At 65.8% G+C, this 25177-nt stretch carries 27 protein-coding genes and 1 riboswitch; of the genes, 17 read left to right on the top strand and 10 right to left on the bottom strand.

Annotated elements, in window-relative coordinates; translation table 11 throughout:
• The first annotated feature begins 73 nt into the window (after positions 1-73).
• Positions 74-499 (top strand): HIT family protein, encoded by a 426-nt coding sequence (locus A3K89_RS10775; protein ID WP_068425031.1) that lies wholly within the window; start codon positions 74-76, stop codon positions 497-499.
• Here A3K89_RS10775 and A3K89_RS10780 read toward each other — a convergent pair.
• Positions 475-1893 (bottom strand): sensor histidine kinase, encoded by a 1419-nt coding sequence (locus A3K89_RS10780; RefSeq protein ID WP_068425035.1) that lies wholly within the window; start codon positions 1891-1893, stop codon positions 475-477. The two genes, A3K89_RS10775 and A3K89_RS10780, sit on opposite strands and share 25 nt — an antisense overlap.
• Complete coding sequence (locus A3K89_RS10785) at positions 1890-2588, bottom strand: response regulator transcription factor (protein ID WP_068425039.1); 699 nt, start codon at positions 2586-2588, stop codon at positions 1890-1892. The genes A3K89_RS10780 and A3K89_RS10785 overlap by 4 nt, the downstream gene beginning before the upstream one ends.
• A 100-nt stretch (positions 2589-2688) precedes the next feature.
• On the opposite strand from A3K89_RS10785, the gene A3K89_RS10790 reads away from it, so the two are divergent.
• From A3K89_RS10790 to A3K89_RS10805, 4 genes are all read left to right on the top strand, one after another.
• Positions 2689-3690, top strand: coding sequence for a permease (locus tag A3K89_RS10790; RefSeq protein ID WP_068425042.1), 1002 nt, complete (start codon positions 2689-2691; stop codon positions 3688-3690).
• Entirely contained in the window at positions 3687-4376 is a 690-nt protein-coding gene (locus A3K89_RS10795) for a TIGR03943 family putative permease subunit (RefSeq protein WP_068425045.1), read from the top strand. The genes A3K89_RS10790 and A3K89_RS10795 overlap by 4 nt, the downstream gene beginning before the upstream one ends.
• Positions 4377-4450: 74 nt before the next feature.
• Positions 4451-4512: riboswitch (guanidine-III (ykkC-III) riboswitch) on the top strand.
• Positions 4513-4525: 13 nt separating this feature from the next.
• On the top strand, positions 4526-4840 hold the full coding sequence (locus tag A3K89_RS10800) for a DMT family transporter (protein WP_068425048.1): 315 nt from the start codon (positions 4526-4528) through the stop codon (positions 4838-4840).
• Between the two features lie 25 nt (positions 4841-4865).
• On the top strand, positions 4866-5648 hold the full coding sequence (locus tag A3K89_RS10805; protein WP_068425050.1) for an ABC transporter: 783 nt from the start codon (positions 4866-4868) through the stop codon (positions 5646-5648).
• Here A3K89_RS10805 and A3K89_RS10810 read toward each other — a convergent pair.
• Positions 5642-6781 (bottom strand): acyl-CoA dehydrogenase family protein, encoded by a 1140-nt coding sequence (locus tag A3K89_RS10810; RefSeq protein ID WP_068425053.1) that lies wholly within the window; start codon positions 6779-6781, stop codon positions 5642-5644. The genes A3K89_RS10805 and A3K89_RS10810 overlap by 7 nt on opposite strands.
• Positions 6782-6830: 49 nt before the next feature.
• Here A3K89_RS10810 and A3K89_RS10815 point away from each other — a divergent pair, with 49 nt between their 5' ends.
• On the top strand, positions 6831-7412 hold the full coding sequence (locus A3K89_RS10815) for a TetR/AcrR family transcriptional regulator (protein ID WP_068425056.1): 582 nt from the start codon (positions 6831-6833) through the stop codon (positions 7410-7412).
• Here A3K89_RS10815 and A3K89_RS10820 read toward each other — a convergent pair.
• Entirely contained in the window at positions 7358-9154 is a 1797-nt protein-coding gene (locus A3K89_RS10820; protein WP_068426117.1) for a 2-isopropylmalate synthase, read from the bottom strand. The genes A3K89_RS10815 and A3K89_RS10820 overlap by 55 nt on opposite strands.
• Before the next feature lie 174 nt (positions 9155-9328).
• Here A3K89_RS10820 and A3K89_RS10825 point away from each other — a divergent pair, with 174 nt between their 5' ends.
• Positions 9329-10021, top strand: coding sequence for a FadR/GntR family transcriptional regulator (locus A3K89_RS10825; RefSeq protein WP_068425059.1), 693 nt, complete (start codon positions 9329-9331; stop codon positions 10019-10021).
• 60 nt (positions 10022-10081) lie between these two features.
• Here the strand turns inward: A3K89_RS10825 and A3K89_RS10830 are convergent, their stop codons facing one another.
• Entirely contained in the window at positions 10082-10744 is a 663-nt protein-coding gene (locus tag A3K89_RS10830) for a response regulator (RefSeq protein WP_174551404.1), read from the bottom strand.
• Positions 10741-12279 (bottom strand): sensor histidine kinase, encoded by a 1539-nt coding sequence (locus A3K89_RS10835; protein WP_068425065.1) that lies wholly within the window; start codon positions 12277-12279, stop codon positions 10741-10743. Before A3K89_RS10835 ends, A3K89_RS10830 begins: the two co-directional genes overlap by 4 nt.
• 119 nt (positions 12280-12398) lie before the next feature.
• On the opposite strand from A3K89_RS10835, the gene A3K89_RS10840 reads away from it, so the two are divergent.
• The 6 genes from A3K89_RS10840 to A3K89_RS10870 all read left to right on the top strand — a co-directional run bounded on the left by A3K89_RS10840 (position 12399) and on the right by A3K89_RS10870 (position 18346).
• The gene (locus tag A3K89_RS10840; protein ID WP_254303489.1) at positions 12399-13397 is read left to right on the top strand and encodes a Bug family tripartite tricarboxylate transporter substrate binding protein; all 999 of its coding nucleotides are present in this window, start codon (positions 12399-12401) and stop codon (positions 13395-13397) included.
• Between the two features lie 33 nt (positions 13398-13430).
• A complete protein-coding gene (locus A3K89_RS10845) occupies positions 13431-14825 on the top strand; it encodes a CitMHS family transporter (RefSeq protein WP_068425068.1) in 1395 nt (464 codons plus the stop codon).
• 25 nt (positions 14826-14850) lie between these two features.
• A complete protein-coding gene (locus tag A3K89_RS10850) occupies positions 14851-15237 on the top strand; it encodes a universal stress protein (RefSeq protein WP_068425071.1) in 387 nt (128 codons plus the stop codon).
• 116 nt (positions 15238-15353) lie between these two features.
• The gene (locus A3K89_RS10855; protein ID WP_084423702.1) at positions 15354-16085 is read left to right on the top strand and encodes a GAF and ANTAR domain-containing protein; all 732 of its coding nucleotides are present in this window, start codon (positions 15354-15356) and stop codon (positions 16083-16085) included.
• Between the two features lie 192 nt (positions 16086-16277).
• Entirely contained in the window at positions 16278-16718 is a 441-nt protein-coding gene (locus tag A3K89_RS10865; protein WP_068425077.1) for an SRPBCC family protein, read from the top strand.
• Positions 16715-18346, top strand: a complete 1632-nt coding sequence (locus A3K89_RS10870) for a phytoene desaturase family protein (protein ID WP_068425079.1) — start codon at positions 16715-16717, stop codon at positions 18344-18346. The genes A3K89_RS10865 and A3K89_RS10870 overlap by 4 nt, the downstream gene beginning before the upstream one ends.
• On the opposite strand, the gene A3K89_RS10875 is transcribed toward A3K89_RS10870, so the two are convergent.
• Positions 18318-18731, bottom strand: a complete 414-nt coding sequence (locus tag A3K89_RS10875) for an STAS domain-containing protein (RefSeq protein ID WP_240930929.1) — start codon at positions 18729-18731, stop codon at positions 18318-18320. The two genes, A3K89_RS10870 and A3K89_RS10875, sit on opposite strands and share 29 nt — an antisense overlap.
• 243 nt (positions 18732-18974) lie before the next feature.
• Here A3K89_RS10875 and A3K89_RS10880 point away from each other — a divergent pair, with 243 nt between their 5' ends.
• Both A3K89_RS10880 and A3K89_RS10885 read left to right on the top strand, forming a co-directional pair.
• The gene (locus A3K89_RS10880) at positions 18975-20156 is read left to right on the top strand and encodes a zinc-dependent alcohol dehydrogenase (RefSeq protein WP_068425085.1); all 1182 of its coding nucleotides are present in this window, start codon (positions 18975-18977) and stop codon (positions 20154-20156) included.
• Positions 20153-20326, top strand: coding sequence for a CDGSH iron-sulfur domain-containing protein (locus A3K89_RS10885; protein WP_068425088.1), 174 nt, complete (start codon positions 20153-20155; stop codon positions 20324-20326). Before A3K89_RS10880 ends, A3K89_RS10885 begins: the two co-directional genes overlap by 4 nt.
• Before the next feature lie 16 nt (positions 20327-20342).
• On the opposite strand, the gene A3K89_RS10890 is transcribed toward A3K89_RS10885, so the two are convergent.
• Together A3K89_RS10890 and A3K89_RS10895 are read right to left on the bottom strand one after the other, a co-directional pair.
• The gene (locus A3K89_RS10890) at positions 20343-21350 is read right to left on the bottom strand and encodes an iron-containing redox enzyme family protein (protein WP_084423703.1); all 1008 of its coding nucleotides are present in this window, start codon (positions 21348-21350) and stop codon (positions 20343-20345) included.
• Positions 21347-21856, bottom strand: a complete 510-nt coding sequence (locus tag A3K89_RS10895) for a MarR family winged helix-turn-helix transcriptional regulator (RefSeq protein WP_068425091.1) — start codon at positions 21854-21856, stop codon at positions 21347-21349. The genes A3K89_RS10890 and A3K89_RS10895 overlap by 4 nt, the downstream gene beginning before the upstream one ends.
• A gap of 167 nt (positions 21857-22023) precedes the next feature.
• On the opposite strand from A3K89_RS10895, the gene A3K89_RS10900 reads away from it, so the two are divergent.
• Entirely contained in the window at positions 22024-24006 is a 1983-nt protein-coding gene (locus tag A3K89_RS10900; protein ID WP_068426136.1) for an MMPL family transporter, read from the top strand.
• A gap of 53 nt (positions 24007-24059) precedes the next feature.
• Entirely contained in the window at positions 24060-24620 is a 561-nt protein-coding gene (locus A3K89_RS10905; protein ID WP_068426130.1) for a lipocalin family protein, read from the top strand.
• Between the two features lie 56 nt (positions 24621-24676).
• Here the strand turns inward: A3K89_RS10905 and A3K89_RS10910 are convergent, their stop codons facing one another.
• The gene (locus A3K89_RS10910) at positions 24677-25177 is read right to left on the bottom strand and encodes a MarR family winged helix-turn-helix transcriptional regulator (RefSeq protein ID WP_068425094.1); all 501 of its coding nucleotides are present in this window, start codon (positions 25175-25177) and stop codon (positions 24677-24679) included.

Raw genomic sequence — 25177 nt, forward strand, 5'->3', positions numbered from 1 at the left:
CCGTCCCCTGCAACCACCCTGCATCCTCGCTGGCAGTTACCTGTGTGTGGCGAAGCCGCATACCCTGTCACCCATGGCATCCGTGTTCAGCAAGATCATCAGCGGCGAGATCCCCGGACGATTCGTGTGGGAGGACGACGACGTCGTGGCATTCCTGACCATCGCACCGGTGACGCAGGGGCACACTCTGATCGTCCCGCGCGAGGAGATCGACCAGTGGCAGGACGTCGACGGCGCAGTCTTCGGCAAATTGACGGCCGTCGCCCAGAAGGTCGGACAGGCCGTTCGCACAGGGTTCGACGCACCGCGTGCGGGCTTCCTGATCGCAGGCCTCGAAGTTCCGCACCTGCACCTGCATGTGTTCCCGGCGTACGAGATGGGCAACTTCGACATCTCGAAGGCGGATCCGAGCCCGTCGCCGGAGTCGCTCGACGAGGCCGCGACGAAGATCAGGGCAGCGCTCACCGACCTCGGCTACGGGGCGAACGTCCCGTCCTGATTCACGCGGGGCAGTTCGACGCGGAAGGTGGCACCCTCACCGGGAGCACTGTCGACGGTGACGGTGCCGCCGTGCGCGGCGACGAGAGCAGCGACGATGGACAAACCGAGTCCGCTGCCGCCGCTTTCGCGGGTACGGGAGGTGTCGGTGCGGTAGAACCGCTCGAACACGTGTCGAGTCTCTTCCTCCGACAAGCCGTGCCCGGTGTCGCGTACCTCGAGCACCACCGATTCTTCGGTCGTGCCGACGCACACGGTGATCGAGGCGTCCGACGGTGTATGCCGTAGAGCGTTGCCGACGAGGTTGCCCAGCACCTGACGAAGTCGCGCATCGTCACCGGTGACCTCTGGAATTCCCGGCCCGGCCAACACCTTCAGTGCGATGTCGCGCTCGGGTGCAACGGCTTTGGCGTCGTGTACCGCGTCCGCTGCGATCGACAGAACGTCGACGGTCTTCGTCTCGAGTGGCCGCTGCGCGTCGAGTCGCGCGAGCATCAACAAGTCCTCGACGAGCAGGCCCATGCGCGCCGACTCCCCTTCGATACGGTTCATCAGCAGCGTGATGTCGCTCATCGCACCCTGGCGGTACAGCTCGGCGAAACCCCGAATCGTCGTCAGCGGCGTGCGCAGTTCGTGGCTCGCGTCCGCGACGAAGCGTCGCATCTTGGTCTCCGACGCGCGAGCCGCCTCCTCGGACGCCTCGCTGGCCGCGAAAGCCCGTTGAATCTGCGAGAGCATGCCGTTCAGTGCAGCCGACAGTCGTCCGACCTCGGTGCGCTCGCTGCGCTCGGGGACGCGCTCGTGCAGATCACCTGCAGCGATGGCGGCGGCGGTCGCCTCGACCTCGACGAGCGGACGCAAACTGCGTCGTACGACGAAGTACGCGACGACGGCCAGGACGCCGAGAACGATTGCGCCGACGATCAATTGGAGCCGGACCAGCCGATCCACGGTGAGGTTCGTCGGGGTCAGGCTCTGTGCGATCGTCGTCGTTCCCTGCGCGTTCGACACTGTCAGGGCGCGCCACTCGGTGTCGCCGCCGTCCACGGATCCGACGGTGACGGGGTGGGACGCGTCGACACTCTCGACGTCGGGCGTGTCGGGTCCCGAGTTCTCCTGAAAATTGACCTCGCCCGCCTGGTTGACGGATTCGACGTAGAAATCGCTCGGCGGTCGGCGGGATTCCGACGGCGGCGGCAGCGGTAGGTTCCGCGGCTCGGCCCACCCACGCGAGGCGTCCATCAGGCTCTTGTCGACGCGGTCGATCAGCGATCGTTCCAGCGCCGACGTCACCAGCACGCCCGACGCGGCCAGGCCAGCCGCGACGAGCAGCAGCAACGCCGCGACGAGCGTGAACCGCAGCGGGACGTCACGGAGCTTGGGCAGAACCTTCACCGCGGCTGTCGCATCACGTAGCCGACACCGCGGAGGGTGTGGATGAGCCGAGTGTCACCGGTGTCGACCTTGCGCCGCAGATACGACACGTACGATTCGACGACGCCGACCTCACCACCGAAGTCGTAATGCCACACGTGATCGAGGATTCGCGGCTTGCTCAGCACAGTGCCCGCGTTGACCATGAAGTACCGCAGCAACGTGAACTCGGTGGGCGACAACGACACCGGTTCGCCGGCTTTCCACACCTCGTGAGTGTCGTCGTCGAGTTCGATGTCCGCGAACGAGATTCGCGACGGCGCCGTCTCCTGGGTCTTGCCCGACCTCCGAAGGATCACGCGCAGACGAGCGACGACTTCCTCGAGACTGAAGGGCTTGGTGACGTAGTCGTCGGCGCCGAGCGTCAGCCCCGACACCTTGTCCTCGACTGAATCACGCGCGGTCAAGAACAGCGCGGGCGCGTCGACACCGTCGGCACGCAGCCGACGCAACAGACCGAACCCGTCCATGCCGGGCATCATGACGTCGAGAATCAGCGCCTCGGGCCGGAACGTGCGGGCCTTGTCCAACGCCTCCGGGCCGGAGGATGCCGTCTGCACGTCGAATCCCTGGAATCGCAGGCTGACCGACAGCAGTTCCACGATGGTCGGTTCGTCGTCGACAACCAGTACGCGTGCCTCAGGAGTTTCGCTCACGACTCCATGATGGACCCCATCCCTGCCCACTCGCTGGTTCCTCGCTGTGAACTCGCTGTGAGCACCTGGCCGTCCGGGACGAGTGCAAGAATGTACGGCGATGGTCGAGACGCAGGAGCCCGCACGCTCTCGCATCCGCATCGGTTCCATGCATGTATTCGCACTTCTGCTCGTGTCGGCGATCGTCTTCCGCGACCCGTTGGTGTCGTTCGTCGGCTCCGTTCCCGAGATACAGACCGGCGCGACGATCTTCCTGGGCGTCTTCGTCCAGGCGACACCGTTCCTCGTTCTCGGTGTCCTGGTCAGCGGCGCGATCGCGGCGCATCTGTCACCGAGGGTGTTGCGACGGCTCTTGCCGTCCGACGAGAAGAAAGCCGTCGGCGTCTCCGGGTTGGCCGGTATGGCATTGCCCGGGTGCGAGTGCGGAGCCGTCCCGGTCTCACGCCGGTTGATGGATCAGGGCGCTCCGACGTCGGCGGCATTGGCGTTCTTGTTGTCGGCGCCTGCGATCAACCCGGTCGTCCTCGTGTCGACGGCCGTCGCGTTTCCCGGTGAACCGCGCATGGTGCTCGCGCGTTTCGTCGGGTCGTTGGCGACGGCCTGGGTGATGGGGTGGCTGTGGGCCCGTGCAGGCAAGGCGGAATGGATCACCGCTCGGCTCGTCGACCACGACGTGGACACCGGCAGATCGAAGTGGGAAGTGTTCTCCGAGGCTGCTCGCCACGACCTGTTGCAGGCAGGTGCGTTTCTCGTGTTCGGTGCGGGCGCTGCGGCGGTGCTGCACATCGTCGTGCCCGACGCCGTCCTCGATCACCTCGCCGGCCAGATGCTGCTGGCAATTCTCGTGATGGCGTTTCTCGCCGTCGTGCTCGCGTTGTGTTCGGAGGCCGACGCCTTCGTCGCGGCGAGCATGTCGATGCTGCCGTTGCTTCCGCGGCTGGTGTTCCTCGTCGTCGGCCCGGCGGTCGACGTCAAGCTGATGGCGATGCAGTCAGGCAGTTTCGGACGCGGGTTCGTCGCCCGCTTCGCTCCGGTCACGCTCGTGGTCGCGATCGTCTGCGCGACCGTGTCCGGCTACCTGATCCTCGGCGGCGCCCGATGAAACGCGAAGTTCAGAACGTCCTGCTGCTGCTTCTCGGCGGTGCACTCCTGCAGATCGCGCTCAACGGTGACTACGTTCGCTACGTCAAACCGAGCCTGCAACCGTATCTCGTGATCAGCGCGGCCTTCATGGTCGTGCTGGCGGTGGCCGCCATCGTCAGAGATGTCCGACGCGGCGGCCCCGGCCACGATCACGCGGACGGCAGTCACGCGCACAGCAGTCGCCCGTATTGGATGCTGCTGGTTCCGGCAGCGCTCATTCTGTTCGTCGCGCCTCCCGCGTTGGGCGTGTCGTCGGTGTCCGATCGGGTGGTGACGGCCGATTCACTGGAGAAGACGGCCTTTCCACCCCTGCCCGACGGCGACGCGCCCGAAGTCCCGATCCTCGACGTCGTTCAGCGGGCGGCGCGCGACAACACCGGCAGTCTCGACGATCGCGAGATCACCGTGACGGGGTTCGTCGTGCCGAACGACGACGGCAGCACCGACCTCGCGCGAGTCCTGGTGATCTGTTGCGCTGCCGACGCTCGGTCGATTCGCATCCATCTCGACAGGCCGATCGACGGCGAGTGGCTCCGCGTCCGGGGCACGGTCGCGCCGTCGTCGCCGGAGACCGGGAACATCCCGACGATGACCGTCACCGGCGTCGAGCACATTCCGACGCCGGAGAACACGTACGCCTATTGAGCGCCTTCGGCGCACGTGCGCAGAAATGTATAGCGGGCTATACATTTCTGCTCACGTGGAGTTTGGTACCCTCGTACCAGTCTCGACGACTAGCGGACGAGCGCACCGTACCCGGCCTGCGACAAGACGGTGCATGGGAGTGTTCTGTCATGGCTTGGATCGTTCTCGTCATCTCCGGTGTCCTCGAAGCAGTCTGGGCGACTGCCCTCGGCAAATCCGAAGGGTTCTCGCGCCTGAGCCCCACTGTCGTCTTCGGTGTCGCGCTCGTCGCCAGCATGGCCGGACTCGCCTACGCGATGCGGACGCTGCCGACCGGAACCGCGTACGCCGTCTGGGTCGGAATCGGCGCCGCTCTGACCGTCGCGTACGCCATGGCCACGGGCGACGAACCGGCGTCGTGGATCAAGATCGCCCTGCTGATGGGCATCGTCGGATGCGTCGTCGGGCTGAAACTGCTGCACTGATGTCTCCAGCAGTTACAGTAAAACGATGAACTGGGTGTCAGCGATCACACTGCCTGTGCGCGCCGGGATCGCCGTCGCCGAGACAGCACTGTCGGCCACCGAACTCGCATTGTCGACGACGCGTATGGCCCTCGAATCCGGTACTGCCACGCCGAAAGGCGCGGGCGGAACGCTGCAGCTGCTGTCCCAGCTCGGGCAGCTGACGTCCGACGACCGGGCACTCGGAAACGCGCTGCGGGCAGGCGGCCCGCTCGACCGGCTGCTCGCACCGGGAGGCGTCGTCGATCGGCTGACGTCCGACGAAGGCACACTCGATCGCCTGCTCGCGGAGGGCGGACCGGTCGACCGCGTCACGGCGACGGGAGGTCCACTGGACCGGTTGTTCGCCGAGGACGGACCCATCGAACGACTGCTCGCCGAAGGTGGCCTGCTCGATCGCATCACCGCGGTCGACGGGCCGCTCGAGCGATTGACCGCGAACGACGGTCCGCTCGAACTCCTCACGCGCGAGGACGGCATCCTCGAGCGCGCCATCCAGGAGGGCGGCCTGCTCGAACAGCTGCTCGCCGAGGGCGGGGCCATCGAACGGCTCACCGCACAGGGTGGGCCGTTGGATCAGCTGGTGACGCTGTCGCAGACACTGTCGTCGCTTGCCCCGAATCTCGAACGCATGAGCGTCAGCATCGACATCCTGCAGGACACGGTGGAAGTGCTTGCGGCAGCGGTCAATCCGCTGGGAGAGCTCGTCGGCCGTCTACCGAATCGATGGCTCAAGGGCGGAAAACAGACGGTGCACGAGCTTCACTGACGAAGACTGCGCGCGATGACGAGACGCTGAATCTGGTTGGTGCCTTCGAAGATCTGCGTGATCTTCGCGTCGCGCATGTACCGCTCGACGCGGAAGTCGCGCGTGTAGCCGTAACCGCCGAACACCTGAACGGCATCGGTGGTCACCTTCATCGCCGCATCCGTGGCGACCAGCTTCGCGACGGATGCACCCCGGGAGTAGTCGAGTCCGGCGTCGCGTCGTCGAGCGGCGTCGATGTAGGTGGCACGCGCGGACGCCACCGCGGCTGCCATGTCGGCGAGCAGGAACCCGAGACCCTGGTGGTCGACGATCTTCTTGCCGAACGTCGTGCGCTCGTTGGCATAGGCAACGGCGTCGTCGAGCGCGGCCTGCGCGATACCGACGGCCACCGCCGCGATACCGAGACGACCGGAATCGAGTGCACTGAACGCGATCTGAAGACCCTGGCCTTCTGTTCCGAGCCTGCGCTCCGACGACACGAACGCGTTGTCGTAGTGGGCCGACGTCGTCGGAACGGCGTGCAATCCCATCTTCTCCTCGGGCTTGCCGAACGACAGTCCTTCCTGATCCTTCGGAATCAGGAAGCACGAGACACCCTTCGAACCCTCACCGGTACGGGCGAAGAGGTTGTAGAAGTCGGCGATGCCGCCGTGCGTGATCCACGCCTTCGACCCGTTGACGACGTAGCCGTCGTCCTTGGGCGTTGCCTTGCAGGCCAGCGCTGCCGCGTCGGAGCCGGCCTGCGGCTCGGACAGGCTGTAGGCGCCGATGAGGCTGCCGCCGAGCATGTCCGGCAGCCACCGCTGCTTCTGTTCCTCGGTGCCGAAGGCGAGCAGCGGCGAACATGCCAGGCTGTGCACGCTCACCGCAACCGCGACGGCAGCCCACCGCGCGGCAAGTTCTTCCAGAACCTGCAGGTAGACCTCGTAGGACTGAGCACCACCACCCCACTCTTCGGGGAACGGCAGGCTCAGCAGACCCGCCTCGCCGAGCGTGCCGAACACGTTGTCCGGGTAGGTCTCGTTCTTCTCGTGCTCGTCGACGATCGGATCCAGCACCTTGTCCGCGACGTCGCGGGTGAGCTGAATCAGGTCACGAGCTTCGTCGGTGGGAAGCAGACGATCGACGGGCACTTGGAACTCCTCACAGTACTGACGGACTCTCTCCAGTACTATTACACGAATGACCGCAGCTCACGCCACCGCTCGCCGAGCCCAACTCTTCGACCAGCTGGTGGAGCTGCTCCTGGCCGAGGGTTTCGCGCACCTCACGCTCGACGACATCGCGTCCCGCCTCCACTGCAGCAAGTCGACGCTCTACACCCTCGCCGGCAGCAAGGAACAGCTGGTGCGGGCGGCCACGGTCCACTTCTTCCGCGGCGCGACGGACCAGGTCGAGGCGGCCATCGCCGGCATCGAGGGCTTCGCCGACCGCCTCACCGCATACCTGTCGGCGGTCGGCGTCGCGCTGCAACCGGCGTCGGACCGGTTCATGGACGATCTCGCCGCGTTCGCACCCGCACGCGAGATCTACGAGCAGAACACGGCGTTCGCCGCCACACGCGTCCAAGAACTGATCGACGACGGCGCATCGACGGGTGAAGTCCGCAGTCTCCATGCGGCGTTCGTCGCCGATGTCGCCGCGTCGACCATGGCCCGAATTCAGAGCCGGGAGGTCGCGCAGCGCACCGGACTCGACGACTCGCAGGCCTACGCGGAACTCGCCGCGCTGCTGACGACGGGTCTCACGGACGCCGGTTCCTGACGGCCGATCCCCACTCCCGCGGCCCGCGCGACAGCCTTCAGCGTGGCCGTGAGCACCGACCAGTCGAGGCCTGCACTCCACCCGGTTCCGTCTGCCGTTCGGAATTCGACCACGGTCAACGCGTCGCTGTCGTTCCCGGAACGAACACTGCCCTGATGCAGATCGAGCATGTCGACCGGACGGTTCAGCGCGGCGAGTGCCGCGGCGACAGCCTCGACCGGACCTACCTCGTCGTGCGTGCTGACGTGGTCGACGCCGCCGACCCGCACGGTGACCGTCGTACGTGAGTTCCCGTCGACCTCGTAGCCCTGCAGAGTGACGTCGCCGTCGTCGAGATAGGCGTCCGAGAACATGCTCCACAACTCGGCCGGTGACACTTCGGTGCCTGCGTCGTCGGTGCGACGCTGGACGTGTCGGGCGAAATCGATCTGCAGGCGCCGCGGCAATTCGATGCCGTACTCGGTCTCGAGCAGGTACGCGATTCCGCCTTTGCCCGACTGCGAGTTGACGCGGATGACCGCGTCGTAGGAACGTCCGATGTCGGCCGGGTCGATCGGCAGATACGGCACTCGCCACTCGATCTCGCGCTCGTCGCGGCCCTCGGCGACAGCACGCGCCCGATGCTCCGCGAAGCCCTTCTTGATCGCGTCCTGGTGCGTCCCACTGAAGGCCGTGTGCACGAGATCCCCCACATAGGGATGTCGGGAGTGCACCTCGATCTGGTTGCAGTACTCCACGGTGCGGCGGATCTCGTCGATGTCCGAGAAGTCGATCATCGGATCGACGCCCTGCGCATGGAGATTCAGCGCCAGGGTCGCGAGGTCGACGTTTCCGGTGCGCTCGCCGTTACCGAAGATGCAGCCCTCGACACGTTGCGCACCTGCGAGCACGGCCAGTTCGGCGCATGCGATACCTGTTCCACGATCGTTGTGCGGATGTACCGACAGCACGACGGAGTCGCGTCGAGCCAGGTTCTTGTGCATGTACTCGATCTGGTCCGCATACACGTTCGGTGTCGCAACCTCCACCGTCGCAGGCAGATTCAGGATCACCGGCCGATCCGGTGTCGCGTCCCACGCGGTGGTGACGGCGTCGCACACGTCGAGCACGAAGTCGGGCTCGGTCAGGTTGAAGACCTCGGGCGAGAACTCGAAGCGCACGTTCGGCATCGAGCCGGCGAAGTGCAGAACGTCCTGTGCCCCAGCCAGAATCATTCGCTTCAGATCTTCTGCGGTCCGCCCCAGGACGACATCGCGCCACGTCGGTGCCGTCGCGGTGTACATGTGGACGACGACCGGATTCCGAATGCCCCGCACGGACTCGACGGTCCGTTCGATCAGGTCACGTCGCGCCGGGGTGAACACCACGACCGTGACGTCCTCGGGCGCGATGTCGGTCGAGGCGAGCAGCCGAACGAAATCGAAGTCGGTCTGCGACGCGGACGGATAGCCGACCTCGATCTCCTTGTAGCCCATCGCGACCATCAACTCGAAGAATCGACGCTTGCGCGCCGGGTCCATCGGTTCGGGCAGAGCTTGATTGCCGTCGCGCAGGTCGACGGGCACCCACAGTGGCGCGTGCGTGATCCGTCGACGAGGCCAATCACGTTCGGACAATGGAACTTCGACGCGTGAGTAGACGTCACGGTAGCGGTGGGACGGCATCTGCGAACCGCGCTGACGATTCCAGGTGGGCGCTCCGGCCGGGACAGGGCCCGACGGGGTCGAGACAGAGGTGAACATGCTGACGGTTCCTTCGGTGAAGTGGGAGTAGAACCGGCGCACGTGACAACCCCGCGGAGGGGAGCCGGTTCGACTAGGCCCCGCCGCGGCGGCGAAGGAGAAGCATCCCGTGGATCGACATGACAGCACCGTAGCACAACTCCTCAGACAAGTAGACGAGTATGCTCGGTCCTCGTGCCCCACGTACGCCGGACGTCCCTCGCCGATCAAGCGGCCGATCTTCTCCTCACGCGCATCCAGGCGGGCGAATGGGAGGTCGGCGCAAAACTCCCGGGCGAGACCACCCTCGGTCCCCAACTCGGAGTCGGACGCTCCACGGTTCGCGAGGCCATCCGCCAGCTGGCCGGACGCGGAATACTCCGAACTCGGCAGGGCGCAGGCGTTTTCGTGGCTGCACTCGAACCGGAGGAGGGGTGGGACACCGTGCTGCGCCGAGCCGACATCGACGCGGTCGTCGAAGCGCGTCTCGCGATCGAGGTCGAGGCTGCCGGCTGGGCCGCGCAGCGACGAACACCAGCAGACATCCGCCGGATGCGGGCCGCTCTGCGGTCGCGGGATCGACATCGAACCGACCTGGAGGAGATGGTCGACACGGACATCGCCTTCCACCGCACGGTCGTCGCGGCGGCGCACAACGAAATCCTCACCGGGCTGTTCGACGGCTTCAGCCCGCGACTGCGCGACGCCATGATCGACATGCTCCGGATCCACGGACGGTTCGGCTCCGACGAGGACCACGACGTGCATCGACGCGTCCTGGACGCCATCGTCGACGCCGACGCGGCCGCAGCGCGCTCGCTCAGTCGTGCGCACCTCGAGTCGCTACACGGTCCGGTAGCCACGGCAGGGGTGCATAACGCTCCCTAACTCGGCGAAATCGACGGGATCCCGCACATCAGGTCGAGTTGGGGAGCGAAATACTCGGTACTACTTCCGCCGGTACAACCGCTCCGGGCGCCCGACGTTCCCGTAGTCGAGCGACACGTCCACCCGCCCGATCCCGACGAGGTATTCGAGGTATCGACGCGCACTCGATCGGGACATCCCCGAACGCTCCGACATCTCGCTCGCGGAGACAGCGCCATCGACGTCGCGCAGACGGTCCTCGACCAGCTCCAGCGTCACACGGCTGAGCCCTTTGGGGAGGTCGTTGCCTGTTCCGGTCAGCCCGAACGCCTTGTCCACCTCGGCTTGCTCGGCTTCCTGCGACGCACTCAAGCGCTGCCGCGTCGTGCGGTACTGCTCCAAACGGTCCTGCAGCGCAGCGAACTTGAACGGTTTGATGAGGTAGTGCACGACGCCGCTACGCAGGGCACGCTGCACGGACGCGACCTCGCGCTCACTGGTGATGACGAGAACGTCGACGTCGGGCACCGACTCGCGGAACCGCGCGATCAAGTCCAGTCCACTCGCTCCGGGCAGATGCACGTCGAGCAGCACCAGATCCGGTCGGAGGACCGACACGGCTTCGACGGCCGACTCCGGCGTGTGCGCGACCCCGCACACCATGAAATCGTCCACCTTGGAGACGAATCCGGAGTGCACCTTCGCAACCATGAAGTCGTCGTCGACGACCAGAACTCGTATCACTGCTGCTCCTCGATCACTGCCGTGAACACCGTCCATCCGCCGTCCGATCCGACGGACACGTCACCGCCGCGTCGGCGACAGACGAGCCGCACCAACGCCAGTCCGAAACCGTGCCCGGTACTCGCCGAACCCCGTGTGCTCCACCCTTGTTCGAAGATGCGTTCGGGATCCGGCACACCGGGTCCGTCGTCACGCACTTCGATCTCGATGCCGTCACCCTCTCGCAATGCGATCCGTACCCGACCCGACGACGCCGCGACGGCATTGTCGACGAGATTGCCGAGCACCGTACAGAGATCGCGCGAGAGTGCACCGCCGTGACTGCCGAGCCTCGACCCGTCGTCGATCTCGACCGACACCGAACGATGCGCCGCTGCACCGATCTTCGCGATCAACAGCGCGGCGACACCGACGTCGGACACCGAATCCGTCACCACCGACGTCGCACCCTCGCGGCGGGCGGTGAGTCCGTCGACGTAGTTCACCACTTCGTCGTACTCCTGCAACTGCACGAGACCGGAGATGGTGTGCAGCTGATTGTCGAATTCGTGAATGTGTTCCCGGAGCGCCGTGGAGCTGGTCCTGGTGACGCCCAACTCCTCTTCGACGTCGGTCAGTTCGGTGCGGTCGCGGAACGTGGTGACGGTTCCGACCGCCCTTCCCTTGGACACGATCGGGACCGTGTTCAGCACGAGCACGCGATCACCGACGACCACTATCTCGTCGTCCGATGCGGTACCGAGCAGCACGTCACGCAATCGGTCGGTCAATCCGAGTTCGTCGACGGTTCTGCCTTTGCTCCCGTGCTCGATGTGCAGCAACTCGTGAGCGCTCTCGCTCATCAGCAGGACGCGTCCGTTCGGGTCGAGGGCGACGACGCCTTCCTTCAACCCGCGCAGCATCGCCTCGCGCTGCCCGACGAGATCGAGGATCTCACTGGCCTCCATGCCGAGGGTCTGCCGTTTGACCCGTCGCGCGAGGAGGACCGACCCCACGCCGCCGAGCACCGACGCCACTGCCAGATAGACGATGAGGTTCGGCGCGGCCTGAAGAAAACGGTCGAGCGCCGACGGGTATCGATCTCCGACGACGGCGGTTCCGATGAACACACCCTCGTCGTCGAGCACGGGCACGTTGGCCTCGACGGCCTTGCCGAACGTCGTCTCGGTGAGGCCGACCGTCGATCCACCGGCGGCCGAGCGGGTCGTCGACCCGACCTGTTCGGGCACGGTGGACAGGATCACGGCACCGTCGCCGTCGGCCAGCTGCGCGTAGTCGAGCCCCGACACCGCACGCACCGATTCGACCGCACTCTGCAACCCGGTCCTGATACGAGGCTGCGCCGACGGCAACAGCTGCCGTACGACGGGGTTCGCGGCGAGCGTTTCCGCTGCGGACTGCGCTCGACGGCCCGCGTCCCGTTGGAACGTCGCCGACGACTGTGCAAGCGACAGCCCGCCGATCGCCACGAGAACGACGACGACGATCAGCAGCTGCAACCTCAGCAGCTGGGCCGCCAACGTAGTTCTGCGCACGAAAAGACACTACGTCTCACCTTCGTGCGCGAAGAACAAATGATCGTGCGCACAATGGACACAATTGAAACTGTGACCGCAAGGGTGACCCCAGTCACAAAGTGAGGTGTACTTCCTCGGTGCCCACGACGAGACTTCGAACTGCGACCAGCGCCCTGTGCGTCTCGGTCGCCGTTCTCGTGGGCGGTGCCGCAGCCGGTTGTGCAACGGAGCCGGCCGTCTTCGCCGGCCCCAACGGCAACGAGCGAGTCCGGTTCGTGGTTCCGTCGGACGCGGGTGGTGGCTACGACCTCACCGCCCGCAACCTGACGCAAACACTGAGCAACGACGACACCGACTACGACGTCGTCGTGCTCCCTGGTTCCGGCGGGGTCGTCGGACTGGGCAGGCTCGATCTCGAAGTCGGCAACCCCGACCTCGCGATGGTGATGGGCCTCGGACTCATCGGCGCCCTGGAAACGACGCCGTCTGCTCATTCGATCTCCGAGACCACGCCGCTCGCACGGCTGCTCGAAGAGCCCGAAGCCGTTCTCGTACCGGCCAACTCGCCACTTCGGACGATGTCCGATCTCGTCGACGCCTGGCGCGCCGACCCGTCGGGCCTCACCTTCGGCGGTGGATCTGCGGAGGGCGGACCGGACGGCGTGTTCCGCATCCTGCTGGCGCGGGCGATCGGCGTCGACCCGTCGGCATCGTCGTATCGCCAGTACGAGGGCGGCGGACAATTGCTTCCCGCACTGCTCACCGGGGACGTCGACGTGGCCACCACCGGTGTCAGCGAGTACCTGGACCAACTGGCGGCAGGCACCGTTCGCGCACTGGCCGTCAGCACCGACGCGCGAATACCCGTCGTCGACGCACCCACTGCCCGCGAGGCAGGCGTCGACGTCGTGTTCGCGAACTGGCGCGGGCTTCTCGCGCCACCGGGCTTGTCACCGGACCAGATCGCGGTGTGGACCGACCGAATCCGCACTCTGGACGACTCCCCCGCCTGGCACGACGTGCTGACCCGAAACGGTTGGCGCAGCGCAGTTCTCACCGGTGACGACTTCTCCGAGTTCCTCGGCGAGCAAGCGTCGTTCGTATCCGAGACCTTGTCGGTCTCGTCGCACAGCTGAATCACTGCTTCAGTTTCGTAAAGGAGTACACCCATGCTCGTGATACTGGGCTTCCTCATGGTCGCCGTCTTCATGTATCTGATTCTCACCAAGCGTGCGACGCCTGTCGTCGCGCTGACGCTGGTCCCGGTTGCGTTCGGTCTCATGGCCGGTGCAGGACTGGGGATCGGCGACATGATCACCGACGGCATCAAATCGCTTGCGCCGACGGCCGCGTTGCTGTTCTTCGCGATCATCTTCTTCGGGATCATGATCGACGTCGGACTGTTCGATCCGCTGGTGAAGGGGATCCTACGCCTCGTGCGCAACGACCCGATGAAACTCGTCGTCGGCACCGCCGTGCTCGCGATGGTCGTCTCACTCGACGGCGACGGCTCGACGACGTTCATCATCGTCACCTCCGCGTTGTTGCCGCTGTACCTGAAACTCGGTGTGAGCCCGGTGATTCTGACGGTCGTGGCCGGCCTGTCGAACGCGACGATGAACATCATTCCGTGGGGTGGCCCGACGGTGCGTGCCGCGTCGGCGCTCGGTATCTCGCCGTCCGACGTGTTCGTTCCGATGGTGCCGTCTTTGATCGCGGGCCTGATCATCGTGCTTCTGTTCTCGATTCACCTGGGCATCATGGAGCGTCGTCGCCTCGGAAAGCTCGTCTACGAACCGGAATTGGTGCATGCTGCAGCTTCCGGTGGTACCGGTCGAACCGGCGGAACCGGCAAGCACGACGGCCCCACGCCTCCAGCCACCGGCGGCAGCGGTGAGTCCGGCAGCTTCATGGACGGCGGACTGGACCCCGAGCGCGACACGCTGCGCCCGAAGCTGTTGTGGTTCAACGCAGCTTTGACGGTCGTCCTTCTCGTCGTCCTCGTCATGGACATCCTGCCGATTCCGGTTCTGTTCATGATCGCCGCGTCGATCGCCCTGACGGTCAACTTCCCGCGGGTCAAGGATCAGGGCGAAGCCATTGCGCGGCACTCGTCGTCGATCGTGTCCGTCGTCGCGATGGTCCTCGCCGCCGCGGTTCTCACCGGTGTCTTCCAGGGAACCGGCATGGTCGAGGCGATGGCCTCGTGGCTGATGAACGTCATTCCCGATGCCCTCGGCCCGTTCCTGGCCGTCATCACCGGTGTACTGAGCATGCCGCTGACGTTCTTCATGACCAACGACGCGTTCTACTTCGGCGTCCTGCCCGTATTGACCGAAACCGCAGCACAATACGGCATCGAACCCGTCGAGATGGCGCGTGCGTCGATCACCGGTCAGGCCGTTCACATGCAGAGCCCGCTGGTGCCCGCGATCCTGCTGCTCGTCACGTTGGCAGGCGTCTCGCTCGCCGATCACCACAAGAAGGTCCTGTGGCGTGCGGCGGTCGTGTCGCTGACCATGCTCGTCGTCGGCGTCGCCCTCGGCCAGATCCCGTTCGGCTGACCGTTTTCGCGACAAGGAGAACATCATGACCGTTGCAGTCGTACACAGCCAGACCGACGAAGGCAGGCAGGCCCTTGCCGCCGGGATCCGTGAGGCGCAGACCAGGAACACCGAACTGGTTGTGCTGCATGCCCTGTCGGGGTCGTCCGAGCAGTCCGCCCGCGATCGGGAGATCGCCGCGGTCGACGCCGCAGTCCGTGCCGTCGCCCCCGACGCCCGCGTCGAGGCAGCACTGCCCGATCCCGATGCGACCAGCACCCTGCTGGCGCTCGTCGACAAGGTCGACGCGGAACTGGTGGTCATCGGCTCACGCCACCGCAGTGCAGTCGGGAAATTCCTGATGGGACAGCAGGTACAGCGACTGCTTCTCGAAATTCCGGTCGAGATTCTCGTTGTCAAATCCAGGCAGTAGGCATGGACCTGATGCAACCGGCTTTTGTCACTGACGTAAGCTACTGATTCTCCAACGGTGAAGTCATCGCCGACAGTCGAAGTGCACACGATGCACTGGACCAGTGTGGTGATGGCATGGAAGACACGTCGCGAGTCGGTGATTCGCGTGCGTACTCGGATTCGACCCCGCTCGATGCCTTTCGCGATCTCCTGCGTTCGACCGTGCGCGTCGACACTCTTCTGCAGAGTGTCGTCGAGCAGGTCGTCGCGGTCGTGCCCGGCGCGGACATGGCGGGGGTGACGTTGCCCGGCGACCGAGCGGGCGAGATCGAGACGGCCGCGTGCACGGACGCGCGGGTGTACACCATCGACTCGGATCAGTTCCGTGCCCACGAAGGCCCGTGCGTCGACGCCGCGCACACCAGGTCGACGGTGCGAGCCCGCGAGACCGACATCGAGGGCCGGTGGCCGAGGTTCGCCGCCGATTCCGCCGACATCGGCGTCCGCAGTTACCTGTCGGCGCCGATCTCGGTGGATACGAACCGGACCGGCTCACTCAACGTGTACAGCTGGACCGATCACGGCTTCAGCGACACGGACGAGCTCCTGGTGGGCGTCTTCGCAGCGGCCGTGGAAAGCACCGTGTGGAATTTCCGGCTCGCTCAGGCGGCCCAGGCCGAACTGGACGGGCTCCGAGAGGCGATGCGGTCGAGGGCCGTGATCGAACAGGCCAAGGGAATCGTGATGGCGATCCGAGGCATCGGTCCCGACGACGCGTTCGACGTGCTGGCGATGCAATCGCAGAACGAGAACGTCAAACTGGCGGAGATCGCTCGTCGCGCTGTCGAATCGGTTGTCCGCGACTGATGACAGACGATCCCGAGGGCTGTGTTTTCAACCCACGGGATCTGGTGTTGGTGATCTCCGGATACCACCTGCACCTGTTGCTGGCCATGCCCACTCCCGGTGCGAGCGAAACTCGTCGCCCGCGTTTCGTTTCAGACGCCCCCGGGCATGCGTCGCAGGACTGTACGACGCGCGACGGCTTAGGGGGCTGACATGGCGACGGAACTACAGACCGACGCCACTACCGAACAGGTGTGGAGCGTCATTGCCGACGGCTGGAGTTACGGGACGTGGGTGGTCGGCGCGTCGCGTATTCGTGCCGTCGACGAGGCATGGCCGGCGAAGGGCAGCTGCATCCATCACTCGGTCGGGGTCTGGCCCCTGGTGCTCAGCGATCGGACACGATCCATCGGCGTCCACGAGGGTCGCGAACTGCGCCTCGAGGCCCGCGCGTTGCCGTTCGGTTCGGCGAGCATCACCTTGCGGCTGCACCCACTTGCATCCGGCTGCCGCATCGAGATGATCGAGCATGCATTGACCCCGCCCGCCAACCTCGTTCCGGACTCCGTGCAACATGCGCTGGTGCACCCCCGCAACAAGGAGGCGCTCCGGCGGCTCGCGTACCTCGCGGAAAGGTCCACGACGCCCGAATGAGCACCACCACAGCCGACGCCGTCGTCATCGGCGCAGGCCACAACGGTCTTGTCGCCGCAGCAGCGCTCGCCGACGCCGGATGGGACGTCGTCGTCCTCGAGGCCAACGCCCAGCCCGGCGGTGCCGTGCGCAGTGCGGAACTCGTACCCGGATACTCCAGCGACCTCTACAGCGCGTTCTACCCGCTCGGCGCGTCGTCACCGGCGATCAGGTCGCTGGAACTGGAACGCCACGGGTTGCGGTGGGTGCGCTCACCTGCGGTCTACGGTCATGCGCGTTCGGCCACGGACGAGAACGCGCCTGTCGTGCACAACGACGTCGCCGACACCGCAGCCGGTCTCGCCGAGCACGACCCCCGCGACGCCGACGCCTGGATCAGGCTGTTCGAGGACTTTCAACGCATCAAGAAACCGCTGCTCGACGCGTTCTTCGGCGCCCCGTTCCCACCGGTACGTGCCGGCGCTGCCCTGGCGAAGGCGCTGGGGCCCGCGGACATGCTGCGGTACATCCGCTTCATGGCCTTGCCCGCCCGGGTGATGGCACACGAGACGTTCCGCAGCGACGCTGCCCGCTGTCTACTGCTCGGCAACGCGATGCACGGCGACGCACCGGTCGACGCGCCGGTGAGCGGGGCGATGGGTTACCTGCTCACGATGCTCGCTCAGGACGTCGGATATCCGGTGCCGGAAGGCGGAGCCAGCGCGCTCATCGACGCCCTGGTGCGACGCGCAGGCAAAGCCCAGCTGCGGTGCGATACTCCCGTGACGCGCATCGGCGTCGAGAACGGCCGGGCCACCACCGTCCACACCGCCGCCGGTGACACCATCCGCGCGCGGAGAGCGATCATCGCTAACGTCTCGGCCCCGGCGCTGTACGAGACGTTGCTCCCGGCGGGCGTGCTGCCGAGGCGCGTGCACGACGACCTCGAGAAGTTCGAATGGGACACCCCGGTCGTCAAGATCAATTACGCGTTGGACCGGCCCATTCCGTGGCGATCGAAGAGTCTGTCGCTTGCCGGGACGGTACACCTCGGCGCCGACGACGACGGCCTGCTGCGTTGGATGACCGATCTGACGACGAACGTTCTGCCGAAGAAGCCGTTCATGCTGTTCGGACAGATGACCACCGCGGATCCGACGCGGTCGCCTGCGGGCACCGAGAGCGCGTGGGCCTACACGCATCTGCCGAGAGGCGTGACGGACAACGAGTCGGCCGACACGATCGCCGACCGCGCACACGAGGTCCTCGAAGAACACGCACCTGGTTTCGACGCCGCCGTCGTGGGCCGCGTCGTGCAGAGGCCGAACGACATGGCTGCAGCCGACGCGAACCTGTTCGGCGGGGCCGTCAACGGCGGAACGGCGCAAATCCAGCAGCAGTTGATCTTTCGCCCGATTCCGGGCTTGGGACGGCCTGAAACCCCGGTCGAGGGGTTGTTCCTCGGCAGTGCGTCCGCCCACCCCGGCGGGGGCGTGCACGGTGCAGCCGGAATGAATGCAGCCCGCGCGGCACTGGGCCAGCACGGGCTGTTGGGACCGATAAGGAAAAAGGTGACCAGCTCGTTGCTCGAGCTGGTCACCCGCCCACCTGGACCTGAAGTCAGGCCACGGCGTCTGCGACCGACGTGAACCTACGAACAGCAGGTACGACGTTCGCGGCCTCCAGCAATCTGTGCACTGGATGACCCTCGACGAGGCGCCACACCGTGCCCGCCTCGGCGGCGGCATCGTCCAGGGCCGCGAACACTCGCAACCCTGCGATACCGAAGAAGCCCACGTCGGACAGGTCGAGGATCAGGCGTACACCCGATGCAATTCGTCCGCACGCATAGTCGATCAGAATCGGCGCGCTGCGAATATCGATGTCACCGTGCACCGTGACCACCACCGATGCGTCGCCTGCCGGCTCCGCACTGAAGATGGCACCGGTCTCGGCGACCGCTACCGAACTGGACTTCGCTGCGTGTGTGTTGGTGCCTCCCCCGTCGTTCAACCCCTGTGGAGTAACAGTCATAGCCATCCCATCGTTGAGCGATTGGGAGGGAAACTGCCCCGCGAAGTAAGAAATCCGCTGAGTGGAAGAAACCGCTGACGGTTGGGATCCACCCGGGCGTCTCCCCCGACGGCTGTTATCTCAACCTCGATCAACCCTACGGCACTGAACCTCGTCCGTATAGTCGCGCCGGTTTCGTCCCAGCATGAGCGGGGCATTCGCCGTTCGAGGAGGGGACGTATCTACAGCTAGGAAGGCGGTGCCATGAAGGCAGTCACGTGGCAGGGAAAACGCAAGGTCAGCGTGGACACGGTGCCCGATCCGAAGATCGAGAAGCCGACCGACGCGATCATTCGCGTCACGACGACCAACATCTGCGGCTCCGATCTGCATCTGTACGAGGTGCTCGGCGCTTTCATGAATCAGGGAGACATCCTCGGGCACGAGCCCATGGGAATCGTCGAGGAAGTCGGCTCCGAGGTCACGAATCTGCAGGTCGGCGATCGCGTCGTCGTGCCGTTCCAGATCTCGTGCGGCAGCTGTTTCATGTGCAACGGCGGATTGTTCACTCAGTGCGAGACGACGCAGGTCCGCGAACAAGGCATGGGCGCTGCGATCTTCGGCTACTCGAAACTCTACGGCGCAGTTCCCGGAGGCCAAGCGCAGTACCTGCGCATCCCGCAAGCCCAGAACACACACATCAAAGTCCCTGTCGGACCGGATGATTCGCGGTTCGTCTACCTGTCGGACGTCCTCCCGACGGCATGGCAGTCGGTCGAGTACGCAGGCATCCCGGACGGCGGATCGGTGACGGTACTCGGTCTCGGTCCGATCGGCGACATGGCCGCGCGCATCGCAGCGCACAAGGGATACCGCGTCATCGGCGTCGACCGAGTTCCGGAGCGCTTGCAGCGCTTGGCCGCTCGCGGTATCGAGGTGTTGAACTTCGACGAGCACCCCAAGGACCTGGGTGACGTCATCCGTGATCGAACCGACGGCCGCGGAACGGATTCCGTCATCGACGCCGTCGGAATGGAAGCGCACGGATCACCGGTTTCCAAACTGGCACACGACATCACGGGACTTCTTCCCGACGCGATCGCCGGTCCGTTCATGCAGAAGGCAGGCGTCGACAGGCTCAGCGCCTTCTACAGCGCGATCGACATCGTGCGGCGGGGCGGAACCATCTCGCTGATCGGCGTGTACGGCGGCATGGCCGACCCGATTCCGATGCTGACGTTGTTCGACAAGCAGATTCAGCTCCGCATGGGGCAGGCGAACGTGAAGAAGTGGGTCGACGACATCATGCCGCTTCTCACCGACGACGATCCGCTCGGCGTCGACAGTTTCGCGACGCACGTGCTTCCCCTCGACGAGGCACCGCACGCGTACGACATCTTCCAGAAGAAGCAGGACGGTGCAGTGAAGGTTCTCCTGAAGCCATGACGCGTATTCGAATGGTCAAGGGCGGGCCCCTCATGGTCGAGGGGCCCGTCGAGATCGAGATGCCGGACGGCGAAACCGTCGAGTCGGACCGAGTCACGGTGGCGCTGTGCATGTGTCACCGCAGCAAGAACTATCCGTTCTGCGACACCAGCCACCGCAAGCGACGCTGAGCCACCGCACCGGACGTCATTGCGTCCAGCGGCGAATCATGGCGTCTCCGAATCGATCTTCGACGAATGCGAGCGCCCGCATCCCGAACACGACGTCCGCCTCGAGTTCGGGATGCGCGGCCACGAGCGATCCGACGACGTCGTGCCGCATGATCTGTTCGTGCACCGCGTCGGCCTCGACGTGTTCGGCGTAGAACCGGACGCACTCCGCGGGAGCCCCGAGCCGCTCGAAGGCCGTGACGAGACGCGCCGAACCCGGCGACGACGTGATCTCGGTTGCCGCGAAATGCCCGACTGCGGCGCCACGCAGCGCACGATGCAACCCGAAGAGCGACATCAGATTGACGACGGCCAACATCTCCGGCACAGCCGAATCCAGGTACGCCAGATACGTGGTGTCCATGTTCGCGGCGCGCATCGCGTCCGCGTAGAGCTGCTGATGGACCCGTTCACCTCGGCCTGCGCCGAACTCGTCGTACTCGACCGCGACGAACGATGCCTTCGCCTGACCCGTCAGACGCGGTATGGCGAACGCGTGCGGATCGGCTTCCTTCAGGTGATACAGCGACCGGTTGGCGAGGTACTCCTGCATCTGCGCCCACGACGCGTCGTCACGCAGGAACCACGACGGTCCGGTGCCCGTTCTGGGTTCGATCGACAACGCGTCCATCTCGGCGACGACGTCGTCACCCGGCTCCACGTTCGCGCGCACGGTCGCGAGAAAACGGCGTTCCAGTTCTCGCCGAAATCCGAGAATGCCCGCGTGCCATTCCCATTCGTCGCCGACGCCGTCGAAGCTTCGATAGTGCAATTCGTAGCAGACGTACAGGGCGAGCTGCAGATCCGCACCGAGGGGGTCGGCATCGCCAGGAATGTCCGGCAGGTCAACGGGCATCGCCGGATCACCGCGAAGGGCGTCGACCACCGCGGCGGACAGCGGTCCCCGAGGTTCGGGCAACTTGCCGGGCAGCGTGAAATCGGTCGTTTCGGCTGGGGTCTTCTCGGCGGTGAGGGCGGGCGTCATTCGACGCGGTTACCCTCGCGGCCGGGGTACGAAACGGTGTCGGGGCGCAACTCGTCGTGATGGGCTCGCATCGCGTCGATCAGCACGGTGAACACCCGATGCGCCGCGGCCAGGTCCGGATCGGGCAGGTCCGCGAGGGCCGCATGGGTCTTCTCGCCCAGCGGACCGAAGAATCCGCGTGCGACGTTCATGCCGTGGGTGTCGTACCGCAGGATGACCTTCCGTCGGTCACGCTCGTCCTTCTCGCGTCTGATGTGACCCGACGCGATCATGCGCTCGACGAGGTAGGTCATCGCCGCGGACGTCAGCCCCAACTGCGCGCCGAGTTCGCCTGCGGTCAGGGGCTTGCCGTCGACGTCGGCGACCATGATCAGCAGCAGTGCACGAAAATCGTTGGGCCGCAGATCGTGCAGCGATCCGAAGGCACGGCCGATCTCTTCGGACACCGACGACAGCGCACGGACGTCCGACGAGATCAAGGACTCCAGTTCGCTGCGATCGGGCACGACGGACAGACTATCGCGCCACGCCGACGCCAGATCCTTCAGTTGCTTAATTGTTAAGTTGATGAGATTGTTGGCGGGTGAACTTCTGGACCCGGTTTGCCCGAATAGTCACCTTCCGACACTCGTGGGCGCTCGCGCTCGCCGTCGTTCTCCTGTCCGGCGGCTTCATGGCCGCCGTCGGCGAGAACGACTCGGCGGGCAGCGCACCCTCGTCGATACCGTCGTCCGCCGAATCCGCGCAGGTCACCGAGTTGCTGACGCAGTTCCCAGACTCGGACACCGCTCCCGTCATCCTGGTCGTGTCGCGAGCCGACGGCGCGGCGCTGACCGAAGCGGACACCGCCGCGGCCCAGCAGGCGCTCGATCGGACCGGTGACGGTGCTGCCACGCCCCTCGTCCCGTCTCCCGACGGCGAGGCAGTCCTCGGCCTGATCCCCATCGACGCGTCCCTGTCCGGTTTCGGACTGAACGACCTCGTCACGTCCCTGCGGGAGGCGGCGACCGACGGTCTTCCCGACGGCCTGCAAGCACAGGTCACCGGCGGTCCCGCGTTCGGCGCGGACATCGCGAACTCGTTCTCCGGTGCCAACTTCACGTTGCTCGCCGTCACCGCCCTCGTCGTCGCGATCCTGCTGATCGTCACCTACCGCTCCCCGATCCTGTGGCTCGTACCGCTCGTCGTCATCGGCCTCGGCGATCGCGTCGCGACCTCGGTCGGGACGGCCCTCGCCGACGTCACCGGCCTGTCGTTCGACGGCTCGACGTCGGGCATCACCAGCGTTCTCGTCTTCGGCGCGGGCACGAACTATGCGCTGCTTCTCATCTCGCGCTATCGCGAAGAACTGCGCACGACGACGGAACACCGAACCGCACTCGAACGCGCCGTCCGGCATGCCGGTCCCGCCATCCTGGCGAGCAACGCGACCGTCGTCCTCGCATTGCTGACGCTGCTGCTGGCGATGTTGCCGAGCACGCGAAGCCTGGGCGCGCTCGCTGCCGCGGGCCTCGTCGTCGCAGCGATCTTCGTACTGGTCGTGCTGCCACCGCTTCTGGCGCTGTGCGGACGAAAGTTGTTCTGGCCGTTCGTACCGGGCCCCGACGACCGAGACACGGCGACGTCGGGTCCGTGGTTCCGCATCGCCGAGGCCGTGTCGAGGCATCCGATCCGCACCGCGAGCGTCACCATCGTCGCGCTCGTCGCCTGTGCCGCAGCGCTGTTCGGTACCGGGATCGGGCTGTCGCAGACCGAGCAGTTCCGTGTCACCGCCGAGTCCGTCGAAGGATTCGAGACCCTGGCCGAGCATTTCCCGTCCGGACTCGCGGACCCGACGACCGTCGTGGCACCGACCGAATCGGCCGCAGCCGTCGAGACCGCACTCGGCTCGGCAGCCGGGGTCGATTCGTTCACCCGCGTTGCGGATTCGGGTACCGGTCTGACCCGCTGGTCGGTGGTCACCGACGCGGCACCGTCGTCCGACGACGCATTCGCCACGGTCGAGAACGTGCGCGCGTCGTTCGACGACATTCCGGGTGCGCTGGTCGGCGGAAGCGACGCACAGGCCCTCGACACCTCCGACGCGGCCGCCCGCGACCGGCTCGTGGTCGTGCCTGCGATTCTCCTCGTCGTGTTCGCCGTGCTGATCGCGTTGCTACGTGCCGTCGTCGCGCCGGTTCTGCTCGTGGCGACGACGGTCCTGAGCTCGCTGGCCGCCATCGGCGTCGGAAGTTGGGTCAGCGACCACGTGTTCGGCTTCCCGGCTCTCGACGACAACGTGCCGCTGTACGCGTTCCTGTTCCTCGTCGCGCTCGGCGTCGACTACACGATCTTCCTCGTCACGCGCACCCGGGAGGAAACCCCTGGGCACGGCACCCGGTCGGCCATCGTGCGCGCGGTCGGAGCGACGGGTGGCGTCATCACCAGCGCCGGAATCGTGCTCGCCGCGGTGTTCTGCGTACTCGGCGTGTTGCCCCTCATCACGCTGACCCAGCTGGGAATCATTGTGGGACTTGGCATTCTGCTGGACACGTTCGTCGTCCGCACTCTGGTCATCCCAGCACTGTTCACCCTGATCGGCCCGGGGATATGGTGGCCGAACCGAATCGATTCGGACAGTTCGGAATCGACAGCACAGAAGGAGCGAGTCTCATGACAGTACGGTCGATGATCACACGCAGCGCCCTCGCGGCAGCGTGCGTGACATTCATGGGTGCAGGCGTCGCGCAGGCAGCGCCGCCGACGGGATCGGCCGGGTGGGAGCCGTTGGCTCCGGTTCCGTCGCTCGACGTCGAACGGTACCTCGGAACATGGAACCAGGTCGCCGCGGTCCCGCAGCCGTTCAACCTCGAATGCGCCCGTGACACTCAGGCGAACTACCAGTTGATCGATCCGACGAACATTCGCGTCGAGAACACGTGCACGACGTGGACGGGCGGCTCCAACGGCATCGTCGGAAACGCACGGGTGAACGACACCGTCACCAATGCCCAACTGCACGTGAGCTTTCCGGGCGTCCCGACGCAGGACAGCCTCGACGGACCGACCAACTACATCGTCGCGTACATCGCCGACGACTACTCGTGGGCACTCGTCGGCGACCCGCTGCGGACGTCGGGCTTCGTGCTGTCGCGTTCACCGGAGGTGAGCGTGGAACAGTTCCGTGAAATCCGCGCCGTCGTCGAGTCGAAGGGATACAACTCGACGACTCTGCTGACCTCGCCGACCCCCGGCGGCGCCACCGAGATCCGCCCGCTGTCGACCGTGTAGGCGCGTCGCACGTGCGCGCGAATGTACAGCGGGCTGTACATTCGCGCGCACGGGTCTTACTCCACGTTCAACGCCACCCGCCGCAGCAGACCCGACAGCGCTTCCAGATCGTCCGCATCCAGGCCGTCGAGCAGTCCGCGGTCACGCTCGAGCCGGACCGGAAAGACCCGGTCGACGAGGTCGCGCCCCGCGTCGGTCAGCTGTAGCAGCACGACTCGCGCGTCGCGTTCGAACCGCAGCCGCTCGATCAAGCCTTCCTTGACCAGACGCTCGGAGATCTTCGTCGTCGACGCGCCACTGAGCATCGTCACCGACGTCACCTCACTGGCCCGCAGCGCCCGTCCCGTACGGCGCAACGCGCTGAGGACGTCGAATTCCGCGCGGGACACACCCATGGGCGCGAGCGTCGCGTCGAGCAGATGATTGGCCTTCGCGGAAATGCGGCCGATACGAGCCAGCACCTCGATCGGGGAGGTGTCGATGTCGGGAAAAGTCGTCGACCACTCGCGTCGGACCTGGTCGACGAAGTCCCCGCCCGATTTCTGCGCCCGGATCAT

Source organism: Rhodococcoides kyotonense (assembly GCF_001645385.1).
Lineage (GTDB): Bacteria > Actinomycetota > Actinomycetes > Mycobacteriales > Mycobacteriaceae > Rhodococcoides > Rhodococcoides kyotonensis_B.

Coding starts and splice junctions, on each gene's coding strand:
- A3K89_RS10790 (WP_068425042.1), top strand. CDS start 2,689: ATGGTCGAGACGCAGGAGCCCGCACGCTCTCGCATCCGCATCGGTTCC.
- A3K89_RS10845 (WP_068425068.1), top strand. CDS start 13,431: ATGCTCGTGATACTGGGCTTCCTCATGGTCGCCGTCTTCATGTATCTG.
- A3K89_RS10870 (WP_068425079.1), top strand. CDS start 16,715: ATGAGCACCACCACAGCCGACGCCGTCGTCATCGGCGCAGGCCACAAC.
- A3K89_RS10875 (WP_240930929.1), bottom strand. CDS start 18,731: ATGACTGTTACTCCACAGGGGTTGAACGACGGGGGAGGCACCAACACA.
- A3K89_RS10820 (WP_068426117.1), bottom strand. CDS start 9,154: ATGTTCACCTCTGTCTCGACCCCGTCGGGCCCTGTCCCGGCCGGAGCG.
- A3K89_RS10850 (WP_068425071.1), top strand. CDS start 14,851: ATGACCGTTGCAGTCGTACACAGCCAGACCGACGAAGGCAGGCAGGCC.
- A3K89_RS10900 (WP_068426136.1), top strand. CDS start 22,024: ATGGCCGCCGTCGGCGAGAACGACTCGGCGGGCAGCGCACCCTCGTCG.
- A3K89_RS10815 (WP_068425056.1), top strand. CDS start 6,831: ATGACCGCAGCTCACGCCACCGCTCGCCGAGCCCAACTCTTCGACCAG.
- A3K89_RS10800 (WP_068425048.1), top strand. CDS start 4,526: ATGGCTTGGATCGTTCTCGTCATCTCCGGTGTCCTCGAAGCAGTCTGG.
- A3K89_RS10905 (WP_068426130.1), top strand. CDS start 24,060: ATGGGTGCAGGCGTCGCGCAGGCAGCGCCGCCGACGGGATCGGCCGGG.
- A3K89_RS10855 (WP_084423702.1), top strand. CDS start 15,354: ATGGAAGACACGTCGCGAGTCGGTGATTCGCGTGCGTACTCGGATTCG.
- A3K89_RS10865 (WP_068425077.1), top strand. CDS start 16,278: ATGGCGACGGAACTACAGACCGACGCCACTACCGAACAGGTGTGGAGC.
- A3K89_RS10795 (WP_068425045.1), top strand. CDS start 3,687: ATGAAACGCGAAGTTCAGAACGTCCTGCTGCTGCTTCTCGGCGGTGCA.
- A3K89_RS10775 (WP_068425031.1), top strand. CDS start 74: ATGGCATCCGTGTTCAGCAAGATCATCAGCGGCGAGATCCCCGGACGA.
- A3K89_RS10880 (WP_068425085.1), top strand. CDS start 18,975: ATGAAGGCAGTCACGTGGCAGGGAAAACGCAAGGTCAGCGTGGACACG.
- A3K89_RS10910 (WP_068425094.1), bottom strand. CDS start 25,177: ATGATCCGGGCGCAGAAATCGGGCGGGGACTTCGTCGACCAGGTCCGA.
- A3K89_RS10805 (WP_068425050.1), top strand. CDS start 4,866: ATGAACTGGGTGTCAGCGATCACACTGCCTGTGCGCGCCGGGATCGCC.
- A3K89_RS10890 (WP_084423703.1), bottom strand. CDS start 21,350: ATGACGCCCGCCCTCACCGCCGAGAAGACCCCAGCCGAAACGACCGAT.
- A3K89_RS10885 (WP_068425088.1), top strand. CDS start 20,153: ATGACGCGTATTCGAATGGTCAAGGGCGGGCCCCTCATGGTCGAGGGG.